Origin of the sequence: Fictibacillus norfolkensis (assembly GCF_014836645.1) — a bacterium.
Taxonomy (GTDB): domain Bacteria; phylum Bacillota; class Bacilli; order Bacillales; family Fictibacillaceae; genus Fictibacillus; species Fictibacillus norfolkensis.
In genome coordinates this window covers 60,489-83,116 of the sequence record NZ_JACSQM010000005.1, presented here as the reverse complement: position 1 = coordinate 83,116, position 22,628 = coordinate 60,489, and the positions used below count along the sequence as shown (strand labels likewise).

Annotated in this window: 20 protein-coding genes; all 20 read left to right on the top strand. The window is 40.8% G+C overall.

What is annotated here, in order from left to right:
• The first annotated feature begins 120 nt into the window (after positions 1-120).
• The 20 genes from H9648_RS12535 to H9648_RS12440 all read left to right on the top strand — a co-directional run bounded on the left by H9648_RS12535 (position 121) and on the right by H9648_RS12440 (position 22,583).
• Positions 121-1,140, top strand: a complete 1,020-nt coding sequence (locus H9648_RS12535; protein WP_191754160.1) for a LacI family DNA-binding transcriptional regulator — start codon at positions 121-123, stop codon at positions 1,138-1,140.
• Between the two features lie 286 nt (positions 1,141-1,426).
• Positions 1,427-2,389, top strand: coding sequence for an ABC transporter permease (locus H9648_RS12530; RefSeq protein WP_191754351.1), 963 nt, complete (start codon positions 1,427-1,429; stop codon positions 2,387-2,389).
• 14 nt (positions 2,390-2,403) lie between these two features.
• Positions 2,404-3,291: a carbohydrate ABC transporter permease gene (locus H9648_RS12525; protein ID WP_191754159.1), complete on the top strand. Its 888-nt coding sequence runs from the start codon at positions 2,404-2,406 to the stop codon at positions 3,289-3,291.
• Positions 3,292-3,438: 147 nt separating this feature from the next.
• On the top strand, positions 3,439-5,043 hold the full coding sequence (locus H9648_RS12520) for a type 2 periplasmic-binding domain-containing protein (RefSeq protein ID WP_191754158.1): 1,605 nt from the start codon (positions 3,439-3,441) through the stop codon (positions 5,041-5,043).
• Positions 5,044-5,305: 262 nt separating this feature from the next.
• Entirely contained in the window at positions 5,306-5,932 is a 627-nt protein-coding gene (locus H9648_RS12515; RefSeq protein ID WP_191754157.1) for a YesL family protein, read from the top strand.
• Positions 5,929-7,272, top strand: a complete 1,344-nt coding sequence (locus H9648_RS12510) for a glycoside hydrolase family 30 protein (RefSeq protein ID WP_191754156.1) — start codon at positions 5,929-5,931, stop codon at positions 7,270-7,272. The genes H9648_RS12515 and H9648_RS12510 overlap by 4 nt, the downstream gene beginning before the upstream one ends.
• A gap of 25 nt (positions 7,273-7,297) precedes the next feature.
• Positions 7,298-8,635, top strand: a complete 1,338-nt coding sequence (locus H9648_RS12505) for a glycoside hydrolase family 30 protein (RefSeq protein WP_191754155.1) — start codon at positions 7,298-7,300, stop codon at positions 8,633-8,635.
• A gap of 65 nt (positions 8,636-8,700) precedes the next feature.
• Complete coding sequence (locus H9648_RS12500; RefSeq protein WP_191754154.1) at positions 8,701-9,420, top strand: GntR family transcriptional regulator; 720 nt, start codon at positions 8,701-8,703, stop codon at positions 9,418-9,420.
• A gap of 186 nt (positions 9,421-9,606) precedes the next feature.
• Positions 9,607-11,250 (top strand): ribulokinase, encoded by a 1,644-nt coding sequence (locus H9648_RS12495; protein ID WP_191754153.1) that lies wholly within the window; start codon positions 9,607-9,609, stop codon positions 11,248-11,250.
• Between the two features lie 304 nt (positions 11,251-11,554).
• A complete protein-coding gene (locus H9648_RS12490) occupies positions 11,555-12,658 on the top strand; it encodes an alcohol dehydrogenase catalytic domain-containing protein (RefSeq protein WP_318243524.1) in 1,104 nt (367 codons plus the stop codon).
• Positions 12,659-12,778: 120 nt separating this feature from the next.
• On the top strand, positions 12,779-13,540 hold the full coding sequence (locus H9648_RS12485) for a DeoR/GlpR family DNA-binding transcription regulator (RefSeq protein WP_153237213.1): 762 nt from the start codon (positions 12,779-12,781) through the stop codon (positions 13,538-13,540).
• 230 nt (positions 13,541-13,770) lie between these two features.
• Entirely contained in the window at positions 13,771-14,814 is a 1,044-nt protein-coding gene (locus tag H9648_RS12480) for an ABC transporter ATP-binding protein (RefSeq protein WP_191754152.1), read from the top strand.
• A gap of 1 nt (position 14,815) precedes the next feature.
• Positions 14,816-15,694, top strand: coding sequence for a carbohydrate ABC transporter permease (locus H9648_RS12475; protein ID WP_066398459.1), 879 nt, complete (start codon positions 14,816-14,818; stop codon positions 15,692-15,694).
• Positions 15,695-15,816: 122 nt separating this feature from the next.
• The gene (locus H9648_RS12470) at positions 15,817-16,557 is read left to right on the top strand and encodes a carbohydrate ABC transporter permease (protein WP_225218893.1); all 741 of its coding nucleotides are present in this window, start codon (positions 15,817-15,819) and stop codon (positions 16,555-16,557) included.
• A 29-nt stretch (positions 16,558-16,586) separates the two neighbouring features.
• On the top strand, positions 16,587-17,876 hold the full coding sequence (locus H9648_RS12465; RefSeq protein WP_191754150.1) for an ABC transporter substrate-binding protein: 1,290 nt from the start codon (positions 16,587-16,589) through the stop codon (positions 17,874-17,876).
• Between the two features lie 367 nt (positions 17,877-18,243).
• On the top strand, positions 18,244-19,011 hold the full coding sequence (locus H9648_RS12460) for a glycerophosphodiester phosphodiesterase family protein (RefSeq protein ID WP_191754149.1): 768 nt from the start codon (positions 18,244-18,246) through the stop codon (positions 19,009-19,011).
• A gap of 48 nt (positions 19,012-19,059) precedes the next feature.
• A complete protein-coding gene (locus H9648_RS12455) occupies positions 19,060-19,518 on the top strand; it encodes an MgtC/SapB family protein (RefSeq protein ID WP_191754349.1) in 459 nt (152 codons plus the stop codon).
• Between the two features lie 19 nt (positions 19,519-19,537).
• The gene (locus tag H9648_RS12450; RefSeq protein ID WP_191754148.1) at positions 19,538-20,578 is read left to right on the top strand and encodes a phage baseplate protein; all 1,041 of its coding nucleotides are present in this window, start codon (positions 19,538-19,540) and stop codon (positions 20,576-20,578) included.
• A gap of 393 nt (positions 20,579-20,971) precedes the next feature.
• Positions 20,972-21,541: a sigma-70 family RNA polymerase sigma factor gene (locus tag H9648_RS12445; protein WP_191754147.1), complete on the top strand. Its 570-nt coding sequence runs from the start codon at positions 20,972-20,974 to the stop codon at positions 21,539-21,541.
• On the top strand, positions 21,531-22,583 hold the full coding sequence (locus H9648_RS12440; protein WP_191754146.1) for a DUF4179 domain-containing protein: 1,053 nt from the start codon (positions 21,531-21,533) through the stop codon (positions 22,581-22,583). The genes H9648_RS12445 and H9648_RS12440 overlap by 11 nt, the downstream gene beginning before the upstream one ends.
• Positions 22,584-22,628: the final 45 nt, after the last annotated feature.

The window sequence follows — 22,628 nt, the reverse complement described above, 5'->3', positions numbered from 1 at the left end:
GGACCAATTAATGACCCTCCCACTATTTTTGAGATATTTAGAAAACGCTTACATATTAAAATGATAAATAAAAACCACTTTTTGCACCGGAATAAAAACGTTTTAAGAAGGAAGAATGCAATGAGAAAAGTAACGATAAAAGATGTGGCAAAAGAAGCGGGCGTATCCATCTCGACTGTTTCCAACGCGTTAAACAACGTTGATGTTCTCGTGCCAGCTACAAAAGCACACGTGTTGGAGGTAGCGGAACGATTGAATTATATTCCGAACCTTAACGGAAAGCTCTTGAAAGCTGGCGAAAGCAAGATGCTCGGGTTCTTTACAACAAGTGTCAGCGGTCCTTACTTTTATGTGTTGGTCGAAGCGATGGCGCGTCACTGCGAAAAGTTAGGATATGGCTTAAACATCGTGGTCGCAAAAGATAAACGCGTGATCTTAAGCAATATTTTAGGACAACGCCTTGATGGTGTGATCATATTCGAGGAACTGCTGATCGATGAAAAAGATGTATCGGTAATGGAAGAGGCGCAGGTTAAAGCGGTGTTTCTGGACCGCGTATTGCAGAACGAAACAATGGGAAGCGTCATCTTTGATTCTTATGCAGCGGGGTATGACGCAGCCAAATATTTAATCAGTTTAGGACACAAGAAAATCGCCTACATCTCAGGTGTGGACACGATGTATGACAGTGTTCAACGTAGAGAAGGTTATCTCGCGGCGCTCAACGAACACAATCTTCCGTTTGATGAAAGCTACATCCTGCAAGGTTTCTTTGAAGAAGAAGGTACATATAACGCCGTAAAATCCTTTATCAAATTACATCCTGAAAAGTTACCAGATGCTTTTTTAGCAGGTAATGATGTGAGTGCGATTGGTTGTATAAAAGCGCTAAAATCAGAAGGCTATCAGATTCCAGAAGACATTAGCGTAATGGGCTTTGATGATATCAATCTAGCTGAATACTTCTCGCCACCACTAACAACAGTTAAGAACCAAATCGCAAGACAAGGCATCTTAGCCGTAGATCATCTCGTGAAATTGATCCAACAAAAAGAAAAAGGCATGATCCAAAAGCTAAAAGGCGAAATCATCGTCCGACGCTCCAGCAATCTAAAAGTAGAACAACTGGTAGGAAGATAATTTTTTTACCCGCTAATAAAAACGTTTTTTTAATGTTTTTGATATATTTTTTCTTTTCAATACACCGTAGACTAGTTGGTTGGAGTGAAAGGTGCGAGACTCCTGGGGGATCAGTGGGACAGGTGAGACTCTTAATAGTGCAAGGCACTAAGAGGCTCACCGCACGCCCCCCGGAAAGCGAGTACCTGTAACGGAAACCAACCGCACACAAATAACAACACAGCTTGTAACAACAAAAGTTTATAAAAACAGCAAGGGAGTGAGATGAATTGTGAAGGTAACGCTTATGGGGAAGAACAACGTTGAAATAAAAGAAAAAAGGCCACTAGGACCAAGGTTCAAACGGTTTTTCAAAGACTTTAAAAATCAATGGGAACTGCAATCCATGATTATACCAGGTCTCATATTTATGATTATCTTCAGCTACATCCCGATGTATGGTCTCTTGATCGCGTTTAAACAATACACAGCACTCGATACCTTTTCCACCGCTCCATGGGTTGGATTAAAGAATTTTCAAATCATCATGACAGACAAGTTTTTCTGGGAAGCGATGGTCAACACGGTGGCCATCAGTTTAATGAAGCTTGCGATTGGATTCATCGCTCCTATCATTTTAGCGATTATGATCTATGAACTGCACGATGGACCGATCAAACGGTTTATGCAGACGATCTCGTATCTGCCTCACTTTCTTTCTTGGATCGTATTAGGTGGAATGCTGATTACTTGGTTTTCAACGACGGGATTATTGAATCAAACGTTGATGGCCGTCGGACTCATGGATAACCCGCAAAACTATTTGCTCGATGCAGGGAAGTATTGGTGGATCGCGACACTTTCTGACATCTGGAAAGAAGTCGGCTGGGGAACGATCTTGTACCTTGCCGTTATGTCGAAAATTGATCCCACTTATTATGAAGCAGCGAAAATTGATGGAGCGAGCCGCTTGAAGCAGATCTGGCATATTACCATTCCATCTATGAAATATATTATCAACCTGAACTTGATTCTGGCAGTGAGTGGCATCTTCGGATCGAACTTTGATCAGACGTTAGTACTCATGAATACGCAGAATCAGGAGAAAGCAGAAGTGCTTAGTACGTACGTGTATCGAATCGGTATGACACAAGGGGATTTCTCATATGCGACAGCTGTTGGTCTTGGCATGTCGATCGTGTCGCTCATCCTTTTAGTCGGTGCACATAAAGTTACGAAGCGATTAAATGAAGGACAATCCGTACTGTAGAGAGGAGGGCATTCATGGCAGGAAAAGTAGTTAAAGGAGATTTAGATAGCCGTATTTTCAACTTTATCAATATGTCTTTATTGCTAATCTTCACGTTCATCATCATTATTCCGATCTGGAACGTGCTCGTTTCTTCTTTCAGTTCGGGAAGGTCGTTAGCAGAAGGCGGGTTTGTGTTTTGGCCGCAAGAGTTCTCGATGGAAAACTATCGAGCCGTGTTTAGAGATGAGACGATCTGGCAGGCATTCTTCATCTCTGTTGCAAAGACCGTCATTGGCGCGGGTACACATGTCCTGTTTTGTGCGATGGTCGCTTATGCCTACAGCAAACAGAACTTAAGAGGGCGCAAGCTTTACTCGGCACTCGGTATCATCACTCTATTCTTTAGCGGAGGAATGATCCCGACGTACCTACTTATTAAATCACTAGGATTGTTAAACAGCTTTTGGGTGTATATCATTCCGGCATTATTCAGCTTTTTTGATGTTATTATCTTGATGAACTTTTTCAGAAATGTTCCCAAGTCACTAGAGGACTCAGCTAAGATCGATGGAGCAGGCGATTGGAGAATCTTCTGGAGCATCTACCTTCCACTATCCAAACCAGCACTAGCGACGATCGCTCTCTTTAACGGAGTGGGTCAATGGAATGATTTTATCACAACAAAATTGTACGTAACGGATCAAGCACTGTATCCGTTACAGATGAAGATCTATGAAATCATCGTTCAGTCTCAAACCAATACAATGCAAAATATCGGCGGCTCAGTCGTCATCGAAACAACCGCAAGAGGCGTTCAACTCGCCACAATCGTCATCACGACCTTACCGATCATCCTTATCTATCCACTCCTACAGAGGCATTTCATCTCAGGAATGATGCTTGGAGCGGTGAAAGAATAGTAGGCTTGTAATTTTTATGCTTACTTTCAAAAACATCATTGATTTTGATTGGAGTGTAAGGTGCGAGACTCCTGGGGGATCAGTGTGACACTCACATAACTCATTTTGAAAGCGTTAACAGTTTTTAATCCAAAGGAGGAAGAAAAAATGAAGACCATCAAATCTATGTTTGGCAAAGGCTTAGTGTTGTTGTTAGCGGTGTTAATGGTATTAACAGGCTGTTCCAGTGATTCAGAAACGGAAAGTGCAGGGCTAAAAAAGCCAGATTACAAAGTCGATAAAGAGACACCAGCTTGGAAACTAGATAAGCGTAAAGAAACGACAACATTGACTTGGTACGTAAACGCCGATTGGTGGAATGCCGATTTCGGAAACGACTTCGTCACAAAGCAGATTAAGAAAGACTTAAACATCGATGTGAAGTTCATCACGGGTGATGATACAAAATTGAACGCACTATTCTCTGGCGGAGACATTCCGGATATCATCTCCCTTTTTGATGCGAATGCTCCAATCGCGAAAAAAGCGAACACATGGGCATTACCATTGAACGAATTAGCAGATACGTATGATCCTTATTTTCATAAAGTAGCAGTAAAAGATACGTTAAAATGGCACGAACTGAAAGACGGAAAAACGTATGGTTATGCTAACTTCTCCAACACACAAGCAGACTACGATAAAGGCGTAATCCCGGCAACAACAGCATTTGTTATTCGTAAAGATGTATATGAAGCAATCGGAAAACCGGAGATGAAAACACCAGAACAATTCCAAAGCGCGATGACAAAGATCAAAGAACAATATCCGAAATTGATTCCTTTTGGACCGAGTGAAGCGTTTGGTGAAGTGCTGCAAGACTATATCGGCGTTCCGCTTGAGACAAAGGATGGAAAGTTCTACAACCGTAACTTGGATAAAGATTACTTAACGTGGTTAGAAACGTTTAACGGCGTATATCAAAAAGGCGGCATCAGTGATGATAGCTTTGCCGACGACAACACAGCGATGGAAGAAAAAATCAAATCAGGTAAATATGCATCCATGCTGATCAGCGGAATTCCACAAAAAGGTGGCGCGCTTCAAAGCTTTAAGACTAACAACCCTGGAAGTGAATACATCGCGGTAGACGGACCAGAGAGCACGGTAGGAAACGCACCAACTCTAAATCAATCAGGGATTACAGGCTGGATGATGAACTATATTACGAAAAAGAGTAAAGACCCAGCAAAAGCAACTCAGTTGTTCACGTACCTGTTGAGCGAGAAAGGGCAAACGCTCGTAACGTACGGAATTGAAGGCGAAACTTACACAGTGAACGCAGACGGAAAATACGAGTACAAGCCAGAGATCAAAGAAATGCGCACGAAGAATCCTGATCAATACAAAAAAGAATATCGTTTCGGGGAGTTCTTCTTCTTCGGACATGATAAATACAACCTGCTGAGCGAGGACTCAACAATCGAAGCAACAAAACAGATGGCACAATGGGGCAAAGGAAAACTCGTGCCACACTTCGTACTAGAAGGAACAAACCCTGATCAAGGAACACCAGAAGCACGCTCGTTCAGTGCCATCGACACCGAATGGCAAAAAACAGTCGTAAGCATGGTTCGAGCAAAGAGTGACAAACAGTTCGACAAAGAGCTTAAGAGCTACGAAAAGTTCCTAGACGAAAACAACTGGAATAAGATCACAGAGCTCAAGACAAAGAAAATGGAACAAAACCGCGAGAAGTTGGGGATGAAATAATCATCATTGGCATTGGGAAAGTGTGCTTATTTTACTCACACTCAGAAGTAACATGTAAAGAGTTGTTGAAGTTTTTTCTTCATTGAATTAGTTGATTGTAGTGAAAGGTGCGAGACTCCTGCGAGACAAGCGGTCAGGTGAGACACTTAAAGGCGCGAAGCGGCAAGTGGCTCACCGCCTGCCCCGCGGAAAGGGAGCACCTGTAACGAAAATCAACGCTTTCAAACGCAACAAAGCTTAGCTCTAAAAGGGGGAATCAAACATGCAAAAAATCTTTCATATAGAAGGCAAAATCTTCACAACGCTAGCCAGAATCTTCGACCTACTCATACTAAACGTGCTGTTCATCATGAGCTGCCTGCCCATCATCACGATCGGCGCAGCCCTAACAGCCATGTACACGACAACTTTTAAAATGGTACGAAACGAAGAAACCAGCATAGCCATTGACTTCTGGAACGGATTCAAAAGTAACTTTAAACAAAGCACGAAAATCTGGCTAACTCTACTCGCAACAGCGGCTACTTTTTTGTTCGCAGCTCAATTTTTGATGGGAAAAGGCTCAGCAATACTCTTCCCACTGCTGTTTGTAGTCACGATTTCGCTGCTATCGTTTTTATACGTATTCCCCCTACTTGCTAAGTTTGAGAATGGTAGTTTTCAGATCATAAAGAATGCTATTTTCATAAGCTTTCATTCGATGGCTTACTCCATTCTACTGTTTGCGATTACGCTATTGTTTGTAGGGCTTGTCCCGATCTTTCTGCCACAATTAATCGTTCTTTGGCTGTTCTTAGGGTTCTCTCTATCGGCTTATGTGAAATCGTTTCTGTTTGAAAGATTATTTAACAACTATGCTTCCATAAAGGAAGAAAAGGAGATCGCATGAAAAACCTAACCATCTATCAATCTACGGGAGAACATGATCTGTTTGTTCAAAAAGAGATCGAAGACGTTCGTGTGAATGCACCATCTTCTGATCGTTCGGTGACCGTGACTGTTAACCCTGAAGAAACCTATCAAGAAATCGACGGATTCGGTGCTTCATTCACCGATTCTGCAGCTTATCTCATTCATCAAATTCTAGATGAGAACGACAGAACAGATCTTATGGAAAAATTGTTTCACCCAGAGAAGGGGATCGGACTTTCTGTGCTGCGTAATCCGATGGGGTCTTCCGATTATGCCCGTGAGATGTATAGCTACAACGACCTTCCAGACGGAGAGACAGACTTTTCACTGAACCACTTTTCCATCGCGCATGACTTAGACGACATCGTTCCCTTAGTACAGAATGCGCTGCAATTAAATCCATCGATTAAACTCATGGCATCCCCATGGAGTGCACCTGCTTGGATGAAAACGAGCAACTCGATGATTGGTGGCGAGCTGAAGGAAGAATGCTATAGCGTGTATGCTGATTACTTCGTGAATTATATTAAAGCGTACGGTGAAGAAGGCCTTCCCATCTATGCGATTACGCCGCAAAACGAGCCTCTTTTTGTGCCGGGTCATTATCCAGGCATGCTTATGACCGCAGAGCGACAAGCTGATTTTATTAAAAACTACTTAAAACCGCGCTTCATTGAGAACGGATTGGACACAAAGATTCTTTGTTATGACCATAACTGGAACCGTCCAGATTATCCATTGCATGTGATTGATGATGTGGGAGATGCGGTAGATGGTGTCGCGTGGCATTGGTATGGAGGTCGACCGGTTGCTCAACATCAAGTACATACAGTCTATCCGGAAAAAGAAGTGCATTTTACAGAAGGATCTGGTGGAGAGTGGATTCCAGCGTTTGAACCAGCGTTCTCAAACGTCATGCGTACGGGAATTGAGATCATGCGTAACGATTCGAAATCCTTTGTCCTCTGGAATATGGCATTAGATGAAGAGAACGGCCCCTCTGTTCCAGGCTTCGGCAAGAGTACGTGCCGCGGCATTGTAACTGTGGAACAGAAAACAAAGAAGTTAATCTATACGCTCGATTATTACGCGCTCGCTCACTTTAGCAAGTTTGTTCAGCCGCAAGCGGTACGAATCGGATCTACAAGTACAGAAGATATCCGAACGGTCGCTTTTAAGAATACAGATGACTCGATTGTGACCGTTCTTTTTAACGATAGTGAGGAAGAACAATCCATTGAGTTTAAGCAGGATAACGATGAGATCCTCCACTTTACACTAGGTTCGAAATGCGCGATGACACTACTTACAAAATGATTTTCTACAGAAGGAGAACACAAACATGCAAATAAAATGGATCACAACAACCTATCAAGGTGATACGAAGAAAACCGTTGAAGACAGCCGAGAATTCTCCAAAGATACAGGCGTTGAAATGAAAGTCGTCAATCTTTATCCAGAAATGGAATATCAGACGTTTGACGGATTTGGCGGTGCCATTACAGAAGCTTCCGGTCATACTTTCTCTTTGATGAGTGACGAAAACAAAAAGAAAGTTCTAGATGCTTATTTCAGCGCTGAAGGAAATCGTTATAACCTCGTCCGCACGCACATCGATAGCTGTGATTTTTCAGTAGGTCAGTATGAAGCGATGAGCGATCCGACTGATACAGAGTTCAAGTCGTTTAGTCTAGAACGGGACGAACAATATATCATTCCGATGTTAGAGGGAGCGGAGAAAACGGCAGGCAAGTCATTGAGTGTGATGCTGTCCCCATGGTCCCCGCCATCTTTTATGAAAACGAACGAACAACGTGTACAAGGTGGCTCACTTAAGCCAGAATATCGAGAGTTCTGGGGAAAATACATTGCTCATTACATCAAGGAATACCGAAAAAAAGGCTTTTCGGTCGACATGCTAACGATTCAAAACGAGCCGAATGCGAGACAGACGTGGGATTCTTGCCTATATACAGCACAACAAGAAAAAGAATTTCTACGAGACTTTCTCTACCCAGCGTTAAAGGAAAATGATTTGTTAGATGTGGATGTACTAGTCTGGGATCACAACAAAGAAAGAATGTACGAACGCGCATGTGACATTATCGATGAAGAAACGAATAAGATGGTTCAAGGTGTGGCGTTCCACTGGTATACAGGCGAGCATTTTGACGCAATCAAGCTTGTTCGCGAGAAGTTTCCAGATAAGAAGTTGATCTTTACAGAAGGCTGCGTGGAGTATAGCCGTTTTAGTGAAGCGGGTCAGCTGCAAAACGCGCAGATGTACGCGTATGACATCATCGGGAACATCAATGCCGGAATGAACGCGTTTATCGATTGGAACATCTTATTGAACAAAGAAGGTGGACCGAACCACGTGAACAATTTCTGTGACGCGCCAATCATGTGTGATACAGAAAACGATATCGTGCAGGAGAAGTTGTCGTACACATATATCGGTCATTTCAGCCGTTATATCGAACCAGGAGCAAAACGGATCGCATCGACGAAATATACAGACAAACTAGATGTGGTCAGTCTAAAGAATTCGGATGATTCCCTTGTGGTTGTGCTGTTGAATCGTTCGGCAGAAGACGTTCCTGTATCACTTCGACTAGGTGGAAAAGTGAGTGATTTTGAAGTACCAGCAGGCTCTATCGTAACAGGTGTCATTTCTTAATTGTTTCAACAGAAAGCTTCCTATATACTACTGGTAATGACATACGTACCCGTAAGGAGCTTAACGTGATTCTAAAAGATAATCGACTTCCTTTATATTATCAGCTGATGGTTCTATTGATCGGCAAAATCAAATCCGGCGAGTTTGCTGAAGAGGATCAGCTGCCTTCAGAACGAGAGCTGTGTGAAACGTATCAAGTGAGCCGAACAACGGTTAGACAGACGATACAAGAGCTCGAAAAAGAGGGCTATATTTATAAGATTCATGGCAAAGGAACCTTTGTAGCCAAGAAAGTGCACAATCAGAGTCTAGTAAAAATTTATAGTTTTACAGAAGAGATGAAAAAGGTTGGGAAAACACCTTCTATTCAGATCATTTCTTTTGAGAAGGCCGAGTGCAGTAATAAAATTGCGCGAATAATGAACCTGTCTGTAGAGGATGAAGTGTACATCTTTAAAAGATTAAGGCTCGCGGATCAGGATCCGATGTTGATTGAAACGTCTTATCTACCCTTTAGTCGATTTAAGAACCTGAGTGGCAAAGAGCTCGAGAATACGTCTATGTACGAATGGTTTCGAAATGAGTACGACATGAATATTTCAAAAGCATCGGAAAGCTTTAAAGCGATTAGTGCGATGAAAGACGAAGCCGAAATACTGAACATTGAAGAAGGAACACCATGTCTTCAATTAGAGCGGATTGCCTACGAACAATCGGATATCATTGAATACACGGTTTCGGTTGCTAGAGGAGATAAGTTTACGTATACGGTGGAGTTGACATAATAAAGCAAATTCAGAAAGCCAGCATGTGTATGCTGGCTTTTTTCCTCTAATGAAATTATCAACATATAAATTGCGAAAATTCGTTACAAAGATACTCGTTATTACTCATTTATGCTCATTTATGTTGAGAATCCCCTAATTTTTCTATATGATAATGAAAAAGCGCTTACATAAGAGGTGGATAAAATGTCCGGTTATTCTATTGGTATTGATTTTGGCACAGAGTCTGGAAGAGTACTCGTGGTTGAAGTTAACACTGGAATCATAAAAGCCGTAAGTACCGTTCCCTACAAACACGGGGTCATGGTAGATGTCCTTCCAACAGACCAACGTGTTCAGATTCCTCCAGATTTTGCCCTACAGCATCCTCAAGATTATCTCGATGTGTTATATCATGGCATTCCTGCTGCTATGAAAGAAGCTAACATCCAACCTCAAGAAGTGAAAGGAATAGGAATAGATTTTACTTCTTCTACTTTTATCTGTGTAAATGAAAATCTCGATCCCGTATGTTCGTTAAAAGAATATGAAAATAATCCTCATGCGTGGGTAAAACTTTGGAAGCATCATGGGCCAAAAGAAGAAGCGCAAGAGTTGTTGGACAAAGCGCTCTCTGAAAAAAGTGAATGGCTGAGAAGGTACGGGTTTACAGTCTCAACAGAGTGGTTTATTCCAAAATGTCTTGAGACGATCAATCATGCACCTGATGTATATGAAGCTGCCGACTACATGTTAGAAGCGGGAGATTGGATCGTTGCAAAACTGACTGGAGAAGTAGTGAGAAGCAACTGTCCTCTTGGTTTTAAAGCTTTTTGGAGTGAGGAAGAAGGCTTTCCGCAAAAGTTCTTTGAAGAATTAAATCCTACTTTAGGTCAGATGGTACAAACAAAGTTACAAGGAAAGATAGGCAAGGTAGGTCAACGAGCGGGTGTCCTTACAGAAGAGATGGCGAACTCATTAGGCTTACCTCAAGGCTTACCTGTTGGAGTCTCAATTATTGATGCTCATTCTGCTCTATTAGGTGTTGGAGCATCACGTTCTAATCAACTCACGATGGTTATGGGAACATCAACGTGTCATATGACGTTAAATGAGGAGTTTATTCAAGTGCCGGGCATCTCAGGGGTAGTGAAAGATGGTATCTTGCCTAGCTTTTACGCTTATGAAGCGGGCCAATCGGCAGTAGGTGATCTATTCGGATGGTATGTGAAACAAGCTCCAGCTTCTTATGTGGAAGAAGCGAAGAAACAAAATCTCTCTCTCTTTAAATATCTGGAGTTCCTTGCGATTCAAAAGGAACCTGGTGAAAGTGGCTTGATCGCATTAGACTGGCATAATGGAAATCGTTCCGTATTGTCCGATTCCAACTTAACTGGAACTTTAATTGGCCTCACATTGCAAACAAAGCCAGAAGATATTTACCGCGCATACCTTGAAGCTACAGCATTCGGATCAAAGATAATCATCGATAATTTCGAATCTTGGGGAATTACGATTGACCGTGTTTATGCGTGCGGCGGGCTGCCACAAAAGAATGAACTGCTCATGCAGATCTACGCCGATGTTCTTAACCGAGAGATTCACGTGTCTGCTACGGATCATGCCTCCGGAATCGGGGCAGCCATGTTAGGTGCTGCTGCTGGAGGAATGGAGTTAGAGGAAGCTGTTCAATCTATGAAACAACCTTTCCTAAAAACGTACTATCCTGAGCCAAAACATGTTGTAAAATATGAGACTTTATTTGAACTATATAAAGAAATACACGATGAATTTGGTTACAAACGTCCTCATATTATGAAACGGTTAAAGCAGATGACTATACAGAAGTAATTGAGATTTTTACAATAACCTAAAGTGCTGCTCAATTCAATTAACCGGAAAGAGAGCTCATAGATTCGTATTTAGAAATGATAGACAAAAGAAATAGTAATCGTTAATTCTTTTTGAGACCTTGAAAGATGAAAATACTTTCAAGGGTTTTTTATGTCTCTGTTTTGCTCAATCCTGCTTAATAATTCTTGACAGACCAACACCATATGACTATTATTTACATTAACGAGCATAAATGAACTTTAAATGAGCGAAAATGAACAAGTAAATACCTACATGGTCTTCATACGAGGGGGAATGATTTGTGCAGGAACAGTCAATCCATTCAAGGACGTATCGTTTGTTAGGTCCTTATCAGATGGAAGAGGTTACCGTAAATCGAACGATTAATGAAGGTGAAGTGGTTGTTGAACCGCTGATTGCAAGCATCTGTCATGCAGACTTACGTTATTTTATGGGGCAGCGAAAGCCTGAAGTGCTTACTAAAAAACTTCCTATGGCCCTATTACATGAGGGAATCGGAAGGGTAGTTGAAAGTAAATGTAACTCAGTAAGCGTTGGAGATCGTGTTGTGATCGTTCCTAATATTCCGGGGCATCTGCTTAAAAAGGGACATCCTGAAGAGTGTAGTTCCTACTCGCAACAAGAGTTCATCGCCAATTATGGAGAGAAGAATGTGTTCTTAGGAAGCGGCTATGATGGAATTGCTCAAAATCGGTTAGTTCTACCTGCAGAATGCGCCATCCCTATTCCGGACTCACTTCCTAATGAAATCGCCGTTCTGTCAGAGCTTTGTACCGTGTCCTACCATGCGCTTAGTCGCGTTAAGCAGAAGTTAGAATCCTCTCAGGACACGACGGTAGCCGTTTTTGGAGATGGTCCAGTCGGCTATTTGACGGCCGCTATGATTCACCATGTCTATAACCTTGGTCCTGAGCGATTGACGGTGTTTGGTGCAATCGATGAGAAGCTAAAACAGTTCACGTTTGCTTCAAGAGAGCTCGTCCAAAACTATGATTTTAAATCTTCAAAAAAGGTGGATATCATTGTAGAATGCACGGGCGGCGCTTTTAGTGAGCATGCGATCAACCAAGGAATTGACCTGGTCGCACGCGGTGGAACGATCATTTTAATGGGCGTTTCAGAGGATCTAGTTCCGATTAATACAAGAGATGTTCTTGAAAAAGGGCTATCACTTTATGGCAGCAGCCGCAGTTCGAGTGCAGATTATTATGCAGTGATGAAAGCGATGGAGAATATTGAGTACCAAAAGACACTTCGAGCGATTCTCCCTAAAAGAAATACACCGATTCACAATCTATCTGATTTTCAAACAGCAATGAAATCGGCTTCCGAACATAGGCATTGGGAAAAAATTATTTTAGATTTCGATTGGTCGGCATCATAAGTAACATTCAGGCTTTTCTTCACTTGAAGGAAAGCTTTTTTATTAAATAAACACAAAAAAACATAAATTTCATGTAAACTAACAGAAACAAACAATTGGTGTATGTAAGGGGAGAACGTTATGTTAGCAGCAGAAAGAAAAGCAAAGATTATTGAATTTGTAAAAAGGACAAACATTGCAACGGTCACACAGCTTTCTGAGGAATTTAATGTGCATGAAGCAACGATCAGAAGAGATCTTTCAGAAATTGAGAGAGAAGGTCATCTGAGACGTACGCATGGCGGCGTCATATTAGGAGAAGGCATTCACTCAGAGCCTTCATTCACAGTACGAGCAACCGAGCGTGTTGAGGAAAAACAGCGCATTGGAGAAAAAGCAGCGGAAATGATTCAAGAAGGCGATAGCATTATCTTGGATTCTGGCACGACGACGTTTCAGATTGCAAAATATATCGCGAACAAAACGAATATTACCGTTGTTACAAATGACATTAACATTGCCGCAGAGCTTCGTGATTCAAAAGGAATCAAGGTCATCGTAACAGGCGGTGTGCTTTATCCAGAGAGCTTTATGCTAAACGGTATGTTTACAAACGATGTACTAAAGAAATTACATGTCCATAAAGCATTCATTGGTACGCCAGCGATTCATCCTAAAAAAGGACTGACTCATTTTGAGGAGCTTTTTGTACCAGCTAAGATGGAGATGATTAACGCTGCAAGTGAAGTAATCGTTGTTACCGATCACACGAAACTAGGCGGTGTTTCTCTTCACATGGTTTCACCGATCAATAAGGTAGATAAACTCATTACAGGTGAGGAAGCTTCAGATACGCAGATTCAACAGTTCAAAGAAAGCGGAGTAGAAATCATCATCTCTTAAATGCAACTAAATGAGCATTAACGAGCACTTAAATGTAAACTTTGTGTAAAAACAAACATTTTCAAGCGAAAAATGATTGACATTTTTGGAAATATTCTTTAAATTTAATATAAATCAACAAAAACAATCATTATAACGCATATGTAAAGTTTTTTAATATTTGTAAGCGCTTTATTAAGATTTTGTAAATGTTTAAGCAGAGAAGGTTGTTTGCAAAAGGGGGAGCGTCAATGGCATCTATTGAGTTTGTGAATGTGACGAAAGAGTTCGAGAAAAAAGATATTATTAAAGATCTTAACCTCACAATCAAAGATGGTACGTTTACCGTTTTGGTAGGTCCATCAGGATGCGGGAAGACGACATTGTTGAGGATGATCGCTGGAATTGGGCCGCAAAGCTCAGGTGCCGTTTTAATTAATGGAGATGATGTTACAGCAGTGGCGCCTGGAAAACGAGGAGTGGCCATGGTTTTTCAAAACTATGCGATCTATCCGACGATGTCTGTAAGAGAGAATATTGAATTTGGACTTAAGAATAACAAAGTAAAAAAAGAAGAACGAAATCAGTTGGTAGAAAGCATTAGTGCTGCTGTTGGTCTGACGGACTATTTAGACCGAAAGCCTTCCACACTTTCTGGTGGACAGCGTCAGCGTGTGGCGTTGGCTCGTGCGATGGTTAAGGAGCCTTCCGTGTTTCTGATGGATGAACCATTGTCTAACCTGGATGCCAAACTACGAGCTCAGATGCGACTTGATCTGATCGAGCTTCATAAAAAATTAGGCACAACCTTTGTTTATGTAACACATGATCAGGTGGAAGCCATGTCGATGGCAGATACGATCGTGCTGATGAATAACGGATTGATTCAGCAAGAGGCAGCACCTGAAGAGATCTATCATGAACCGAACAACCTCTTTGTGGCTCAGTTTATCGGAACGCCGCCGATGAATATTGGAGAACTCGGTGTGGATGGCGTCAAGTTTGGATTCCGTCCAGAGAGCGCGCAAACATCTGATACACCGGTCGATGAATATTTGAGTATGGAAGGCGAGATCGCGACGCGTGAGATGCTTGGCTCAGAAACGCTTTACCAAATGAAGTACAAAGACAGTGCGTTCATGCTGAAAAGCAATTATGCCTTCTACAAAGTAAACCAAAAGATTCATATAGGGGTACCGGAAGATAAAATTTATCTCTTTGATTCAGAAGGCACACGAATCAGAAAAGACCATGAACGTTATTCCTCGTATTTAGAAGTTCTAAGAGGTTATTGATATGAAGAAAAAGACGTTCTGGGAAACCTGTAGACCTTATGTCATGATCGGACCGGCCATGATTGGTATCTTTTTGTTTGTGATCTATCCGATGCTCTATTTAGTCTACCTTAGCTTCTTCAAATACAATTTATTGAACAGTGCGATGAGTCGGTATGTGGGATTTGAAAACTATATTCAAATTTTCAACAGACCTGATTTTTATAAGTCGCTTACGAACACCGTGATCTACACGGGTGGCGTTGTTGTTCTGACGATGCTCATCTCCTTGTTTTTTGCGGTATGGCTCAAAAAACAAACTCGCTTGAATTATATTATCCAAGCGGGAATCTTCACCCCACATATCATTTCAATCGTTTCCGTTTCACTCGTATGGTTGTGGCTAATGGAACCGAATCTAGGGTTTCTAAATTTTGCTCTAGAGAAATTAGGTCTTCCAACATCACAATGGCTGCAAAGCTCTAAAACAGCACTTTTTTCTATTATTATCGTATCGGTTTGGCACGGCATCGGGTATTACGTTCTCATTTTGGTCGCAGCGCTGCAAGGCATATCGCCAAATATCTATGAGGCAGCGGAACTTGATAACACGAGTAGATTCAGAGTGTTCCGCAGAATTACACTGCCGCTCATCTCACCACAAATGTTCTTTATCTTGATCATCATGACGATCGGCTCGTTCAAAGTCTTTGATACGGTTCGAATCATGACAGGTGGTGGACCGAACAATGCAACGAATACGCTTGTCTACTATATTTATGGATTCAGAACGACAAACATTGGTTATGCGGCCGCTACTGGCGTTGTGTTGATGGTCATTATCGGAATTCTAACGTTTATCTATTTCCGTTTGATGTCGAAGAAAGTTCATTATCAGTAAGTTCATAGAAAGCTAGATAGAAAGGGGGATCATAGGTTTTGAAAAAACATAACGTTTGGTTGTCGGTAGATTTCTTGCTAAAAGCAGCTATCTTATTCGCCTTTATTTTTCCGTTCCTATGGATGATCTCGACCTCGCTTCAGACGTTTCAAGAAACACTCAGCGTTCCGCCTACATTGATCCCGTCTTCACCGCAATGGATCAATTTTGTAGAGGCGATGACGTCAGGTCCGTTTGCAACTTATGCCAAGAACTCAATCATCATTACATTGTCGATCATCATTATTCAATTTCTTGTGATGATTCCGGCGGCCTATGCGTTCGCCAAATATGAGTTTTTCGGAAAAAACGTGCTTTTTGCTCTCGTTTTAATCGCGTTTATGATGCCAGGGCAAGTAACTTTTATCCCGATCTACTTAATGATGGCAGATTGGGGATTGATCAAGACATTGATTCCACAGATTTTACCGTTTATGTCTAACGCGTTTGGAATTTTCTTGCTCCGACAATATTTCATGCAGATTCCTGAGGAGATTATTGAAGCTGCGAGGCTCGATAATGCGAGTGAATTTAAGATCATGTGGAAAATCATGACGCCGATGGCAAAACCAGCACTCGCTACAATCGCACTCTTTAGTTTTGTAAGTCACTGGAATGATTATTTCTGGCCGCTCGTTATGACAGATTCAAATGAAGTTCGACCGTTAACGCTTGGTATTGCGATGTTAAAGCAATCTGAAGGAATCAGTAACTGGCACATTATTATGGCTGGTAACGTGGTACTGGTTATTCCGATTCTAATCGTTTACTTATTATGCTCCAAACAGATCGTCAAAGCTTTTGTGTATTCAGGTATCAAATAAGTTATATAAAAGATGGGGAGGGTTATGTTATGAAATTGAAGTACGTATTAAGTGCAATGGCTGTATTGGTATTTATGATGCTTGCGGGCTGTCAAGGTGAAGCTGAGAAAAGCAGTGGTACGAAGTCGAAAGAAGAAGGAACGGCAACGATTCAATTTTGGCATTCATTAGGCGGTAAGAACGGCGAATTCATGGATCAGTTGATTCAACGATTCAATGATAGCCAGGATGAAGTGAAGGTAGTCGGTACTTTCCAAGGAACGTATGATGAAACGTCGACTAAGCTTCAACAATCGATCTCAGCAAAAACAGGTCCAGACGTTACGATGCTTGAACGTGCTTATGTTCAACAGTTTGCAGAGTCTGAAGTGCTTGAAGACATGACACCTTATCTGAAAGAAAGTGGATTGAAGAAGGGTGATTTTACAAAAGGTCTGATGGGTCATTCAACATTTAACGATAAACTTGTTTCATTGCCATTGAACCGATCAACACCAATTCTTCACGTAAACAAAACAATGCTAGATGAAAAAGGATTAAAGGTCCCGACAACATGGGATGAATTAAACGAAGTAGCAAACGCACTTGTTGTTAAAGAAGGTGACAAGGTAACGCGTTACGGACTAACGATGCCTTACGATACTTGGTATCCGATCGCTATGATCTCGCAATCAAAAGGAACATATTTCAACAAAGATAAAACATCAGTCGGATTTGCTAAAAATGATGTTGGCGTAAAAGTGTTTCAATACTTAAAAGATATGCAGAAAACCGGCGCCCTTTACTATCCACCAGCACAGGATTCTGGTAACATAGTCAATCAAATGTTCGCTGCTGGAAAAGTAGGTCTTATGTTCCAATCAACAGGTACGATTGGAGATATCAGTCAAAATACAGACTTTGAATATGTAACGGCTTTTCTACCTAAAAACAAAATTCACGCTACGCCAACAGGTGGTGGAAACGTGGCGATGCTTGCAGGATCTGAAAACAAAGAAGCAGCTTGGAAGTTTATTGATTTTATGATGGAAGATCCAAAAGGGTTACAACAGTTTATCGTTGAAACAGGATACCTTCCGTTTACAGAAAAAATGGTGGATTCAAAAGAAATTCAAGACCTTTGGACAAAAGAGCCAAACAAGAAAACAGCGTATGATCAATTGAAATATGCAGTAGACAACAACAAGAGTGTTGCATGGCCAGAGACAATGCACGAGTTCTTCTCAGCTATTGAAGCGATCATGTACGACGATGAAGAAATCGAACCAACCCTTGACCAGTTCAAAGGTGAAGTAGAGAGAATTCTCTCTGAAAGCTAATCGAATGACGAAAAAGCCTAGAGGAATGCAGTCAGTTCAATACGTCTAACTGATGACTCTAGGTTTTTTGTTTTATTTTTTTATGTATCATTTTTGTTGAAAGTGAACTCAAATGTTTTTCCTTCTTAGATAGTTAATTGAAGTGAAGGTCCTCGAAAATTATACTTCAAATTTTCTTCGTGCGATGTGTCGCTGCCGTAGCCTTCCTTGTCCTGTGGGAGCAGTGGGACAGGTGAGACTCTTAATAGCGCATAGCGCTAAGAGGCTCACCGCACACCCCGCGGAAAGCGAGCAACCTGGAACGGAAATCAACTGCTGTCAAGAGCTACAAAGACTTTGCTATTTTCTAACTGAAAGGATGAAACAAATGATCGAACAACTTAAAAACATGGATACCTTTTTTATCGCCGGACACCGCGGGTTTATGGCAAAGTACCCTGAGAATACACTCATCGCATTTCAAAAAGCACTAGATGCTGGAGTCGATATGCTCGAATTCGACCTTCGCTTTTCAAAAGATTCCGTACTCATGGTCATTCATGATGATACGGTGGATCGAACAACGAACGGTACAGGAAAAGTTAGTGATTTTACCCTTAGTGAGCTGAAAAATTTAACTGCAGGAGTAGATCCTGATGGACAATTCCATACGATTCCGACTTTAGAGGAATTTTGTGAGTTGTTAAAATCGTATCCTGACGTTCTTTTTAATGTAGAAATCAAACTTAGTCCTGATGCAAAACGTGTGGCGGCTGCAACCATTCAAACGTTAAAGGATTACGATTATCTACCTCGATGCGTATTTACGAGTTTTGATGCAGATATCGTTGCGTATATTCATGACGTTTATGGTCTTCGGACACAAGGCTTTCCGGGTGAATTGATGTTCAACTTTGTACCAGGACCGAACGGAACTTATTCGAAAATGTGGGCAGCAGGCATAAGTATGAAGCTGCTTACTTCTGATTTAATAAAAGAATTTAAGGACTTAGGTATTTTAAGCTGGTGTTATTGTCCGGATACAAAAGAACAAGTTTCTCAAGCTCTTGAATTAGGCATCAATGTTTTAACGTGTAACAATCCGTTACCCGCACTCGAGGAACGCAAGAAACAAAAAGACGAGATCAAAAGTTAAAGGAGGACGACCTTGCATATATCTTTTCCTTTTATAGTGAATGATGAGATGTATTTTCGCGTTTTGATCAGCGCCATCTTAGGCTTTTTGATTGGCTGGGACAGAGAGTCGAAGAGTAAGCCTGCTGGGATTAAAACATACATGTACGTGTGTGTAGCGAGTACATTGATTACGTTGATTTCAATTTATAGTGTCGATGAGTTCAGTACGATGAGCGATACAATCCGAATGGACCCGATGCGATTGACGGCGCAGATTGTAGCGGGTCTCGGGTTCTTAGGCGGTGGCGTCATCATAAAAGACGGTGTTCAAGTGAAAGGCCTCACGTCAGCTGCTATGATTTTATTGGCGGGTGGAGTGGGAATTGGTATTGGAGCTGGTTTCTATGGCATTGTAAGTTTTGCTGTTGTTATCTCACTTGTGTTAGCAAAGCTCGGAAACCTTATGGAGAGTCGTAAAATGGCACGCCTTGAGAGAGAAATGAACAAGAATGAAGTGCATTTATAACAATAGGAGGGTACTACTAATGAAAACCTGGAAAACGAACGTTGTAAAAAAAAGCGTAGGTATGATAACAGTGTTGGCACTTTCATTAAGTCTATCTATTCCCGCAAGTGCAAAACAAAGCGTTCCGCATTCAAAAGTGTTTGATCTCGATGCTCCCGTACACGAACTTTTTCGAGATAAAGCTCTACATAATGGAACCGTTCAACAATCTTTTGGGTTTGATGATGTAAATGGGCATGTGTATGTGATGCAGTTGATGGCAGGCGGCATCCAACTGCCAGGTGAAGGTGCTCCGGTCAGTGGGGCTACTCGCAGTCTGAATGGTGATCTGACGTTAACGAAACTTGATCTAGACGGAAACAAACTCGGTTATATGTATTTAAAAGGCTTTGGTCATGGTGTGCAGATGGGAATCGAAACCGAAGATGGTGTTCCTTATATTTGGTCAGAAACGGATTCTGTTGCAGAAGGAAAAGAAGGCTGGGGAACACAGCTGGCGCGTTTTCCATTTGAAGATGGTGAGATTCTAACGTCTGATTCTGCTTCTTTAGAAAAACATCGTTTGGTAGAAGGTGCTGATCGAACGACGGTAAACATTGATCCAGCGAACAACCTGCTCACGATGCGTTATCGAGTGAATGGTGTCTTTCATTTCGGTGTATTTTCGTTAGATGATGTAAAAGAAGGAAAATATGTACCTATAGCGGATGTGCTGCAGCCCTCTCTAGGCACGTTTCAAGGATTTGCAAGCTACGGCAGTTTCCTCTATCTTCTAGAAGGCAACGCATTTGGATCTAACGGCTCTGTTGCGCCAACTGGAAACACCTATATTACGGTTGTGAATCTTCAAAATGGTGATGTAGTGGATAGAGAGTTATTTAAAGGAGGTCAAGACCTTTCATTTAGAGAGCCTGAAGGTCTAGGGATTCGTGTTCCTGATCTTCGCCACCCGCATAAAGCGCAATTATATGTAGGATTTGCATCAAATTTTACTCCGAATCGCTTGTCTAATCTGCTTTATATTGACGAATTGAAGCCGTTGAGTCGAGTGATAAAATAGTAAATTAATTAGAACAAAAAGATTTAATATAATCATAAGCCTAGGAAATTCTAGTTTTTCTTTAATTGTTAGAATTCTGGACAGTGCTTATCAAAAATTTAATAGAGCGCTAAACCTATAAAAGAGGAGACAGGAGCACCTAAACCATATGGCTTAGGTGTTTTTTTATGAAAATAATTTGGTCTAATATGGTAATGTGAATTTGCTATATATAAAATTTCGATATTGTTATTCGTGAGTCCTCCTTGTGAGCTTTTAGCTATTACTTTTAAAGGAGTTATTTAAGAATTTACTTATAAATACACGAAATTTACAATTTTTAAAAAAAACACTGAACCTTTTACCGAGTTTTAGACAATTACATATGAGTGACCAACCATTAGGAGGACCTTCATGGAACCAAAAATAACACCAGAAGTTATAGATCGTTTAAAAAAAGGGGAGCTTACAGCTTTTGACGAGATGTATGGAGCTACTATTCATAAAGTTTATAGAACTGTTTATGTCCTTGCACCTAATAAGCAAGAAGTTAACGAAATCGTAAATGAAATATATTTTCAAGTCTGGAAGTCCATTTCAAATTATAATGATTCATCACCATTCTTATTTTGGTTGAACGGTCTAGTGTTTCGCCAGGTTAAAAATTGGAAAATGAAAGCATGGAAGCGTGCGGAGTTACTTCGTAAGATTAAAAAGTTTAGTCTGAAAGAGTCTTTTGTAAACGACGATATTTTAAAAAGTGAAAACCAAGATGAGATATTATCGCAGTTAAATACCATGCCTTACAAACTAAAAGAAGTTTTGTTATTAGTTTATTTTTATGACTATCCTCTTAAAGAGATTGCTAGTCTATTACGTATTCCTATTGGAACAGTTAAATCTAGACATCATACAGCCATCAAGTATATACAAAGACAACGAGCATCAATATCAGGAGAGGTGGGAATTAATAATGCTAAATGAAGAAAACAATTTAAAAAAGAATCTAAATGACCACTTACACAACATTCATCCTCCATCATCCTTACATGCCGACATTAAGCAAAGAATAATAAGCGAAGAAAGCACAGCTAGATCCTGGCTAAAACTAAAGATAAATATTGTGCGTGTTAGTACAGTTTTTATAATTTTAATTTTATTATTTGGAAGTGGTTTTGTTTCTCCACGCCTAGGAACTGTATTACAAAAGATTCCGGTTGTCGGTTATATCTATAAAGATTATCAATCGGATATAGGACTTCAAAAAGCTGAAGAAGCAGGTTTAACAGAAGACTATCAAAAAACGGTAACCTCAGAAGGTGTTGAGGTGACGTTAACAAAAATTTATTACGATGGAGTGAACCTATCAGTTGGTTATAAAGTAAAAAACAACACTTTACAGGAGTGGGCAGATCCTCCTGAGATGGGAGGGGGAGCTTCACATTTCTTAATTCTGAAAGGTCTTCATGAATTTAAAATAAACGGTACAGAGGTAATGGGTGGAAAGAATGATTCATTTGAGAAAGTCGGTCCTAATGAATATGAAGGAGTTTTACAATTCTATCCCAGTAATTTTCCAAAAGAAGACAACTTTACTATAGATTGTTTCTTTACAGAAATTCAAGGAGTAAAAGGAGAATGGAAGTTCAAAGTACCTGTCACTAAAGAGATAGTAAAAGAAAATGTACATTCTTTTGAACCTAACTATAAAATAGAGGGATTAGATGGGGAGATCATAGTGAGTAGTGTAGATTTTACTCCAACAGCCATTGGACTTGAGACGAAAATAATTAGAAAAATAACTGAAGAGAATAAAGATGATTACTTCTTATTTAGCATAGTTGAAGTAGGTGCAGATAACGGGGTAATAGCAGATGCTAAAAAGTTAAAGAACGGTAAAATACAGATAACAACTAAATCAAGTTTTCCTCCAATAAAAGAAGTACCTGAGTTTATTACCATAAAAGCCTATAATCCTTCAGATTCTTCCGAAAGTGTAGAGTTTAAGGTGCCGCTTAAAGACTAGAAATTTAAACGGGGACTTAGAGAGCTAAGGTCATTAAATGGACTA

Coding starts and splice junctions, on each gene's coding strand:
- H9648_RS12535 (WP_191754160.1), top strand. CDS start 121: ATGAGAAAAGTAACGATAAAAGATGTGGCAAAAGAAGCGGGCGTATCC.
- H9648_RS12530 (WP_191754351.1), top strand. CDS start 1,427: ATGGGGAAGAACAACGTTGAAATAAAAGAAAAAAGGCCACTAGGACCA.
- H9648_RS12525 (WP_191754159.1), top strand. CDS start 2,404: ATGGCAGGAAAAGTAGTTAAAGGAGATTTAGATAGCCGTATTTTCAAC.
- H9648_RS12520 (WP_191754158.1), top strand. CDS start 3,439: ATGAAGACCATCAAATCTATGTTTGGCAAAGGCTTAGTGTTGTTGTTA.
- H9648_RS12515 (WP_191754157.1), top strand. CDS start 5,306: ATGCAAAAAATCTTTCATATAGAAGGCAAAATCTTCACAACGCTAGCC.
- H9648_RS12510 (WP_191754156.1), top strand. CDS start 5,929: ATGAAAAACCTAACCATCTATCAATCTACGGGAGAACATGATCTGTTT.
- H9648_RS12505 (WP_191754155.1), top strand. CDS start 7,298: ATGCAAATAAAATGGATCACAACAACCTATCAAGGTGATACGAAGAAA.
- H9648_RS12495 (WP_191754153.1), top strand. CDS start 9,607: ATGTCCGGTTATTCTATTGGTATTGATTTTGGCACAGAGTCTGGAAGA.
- H9648_RS12485 (WP_153237213.1), top strand. CDS start 12,779: ATGTTAGCAGCAGAAAGAAAAGCAAAGATTATTGAATTTGTAAAAAGG.
- H9648_RS12480 (WP_191754152.1), top strand. CDS start 13,771: ATGGCATCTATTGAGTTTGTGAATGTGACGAAAGAGTTCGAGAAAAAA.
- H9648_RS12475 (WP_066398459.1), top strand. CDS start 14,816: ATGAAGAAAAAGACGTTCTGGGAAACCTGTAGACCTTATGTCATGATC.
- H9648_RS12470 (WP_225218893.1), top strand. CDS start 15,817: ATGATCTCGACCTCGCTTCAGACGTTTCAAGAAACACTCAGCGTTCCG.
- H9648_RS12465 (WP_191754150.1), top strand. CDS start 16,587: ATGAAATTGAAGTACGTATTAAGTGCAATGGCTGTATTGGTATTTATG.
- H9648_RS12460 (WP_191754149.1), top strand. CDS start 18,244: ATGATCGAACAACTTAAAAACATGGATACCTTTTTTATCGCCGGACAC.
- H9648_RS12455 (WP_191754349.1), top strand. CDS start 19,060: ATGTATTTTCGCGTTTTGATCAGCGCCATCTTAGGCTTTTTGATTGGC.
- H9648_RS12450 (WP_191754148.1), top strand. CDS start 19,538: ATGAAAACCTGGAAAACGAACGTTGTAAAAAAAAGCGTAGGTATGATA.
- H9648_RS12445 (WP_191754147.1), top strand. CDS start 20,972: ATGGAACCAAAAATAACACCAGAAGTTATAGATCGTTTAAAAAAAGGG.
- H9648_RS12440 (WP_191754146.1), top strand. CDS start 21,531: ATGCTAAATGAAGAAAACAATTTAAAAAAGAATCTAAATGACCACTTA.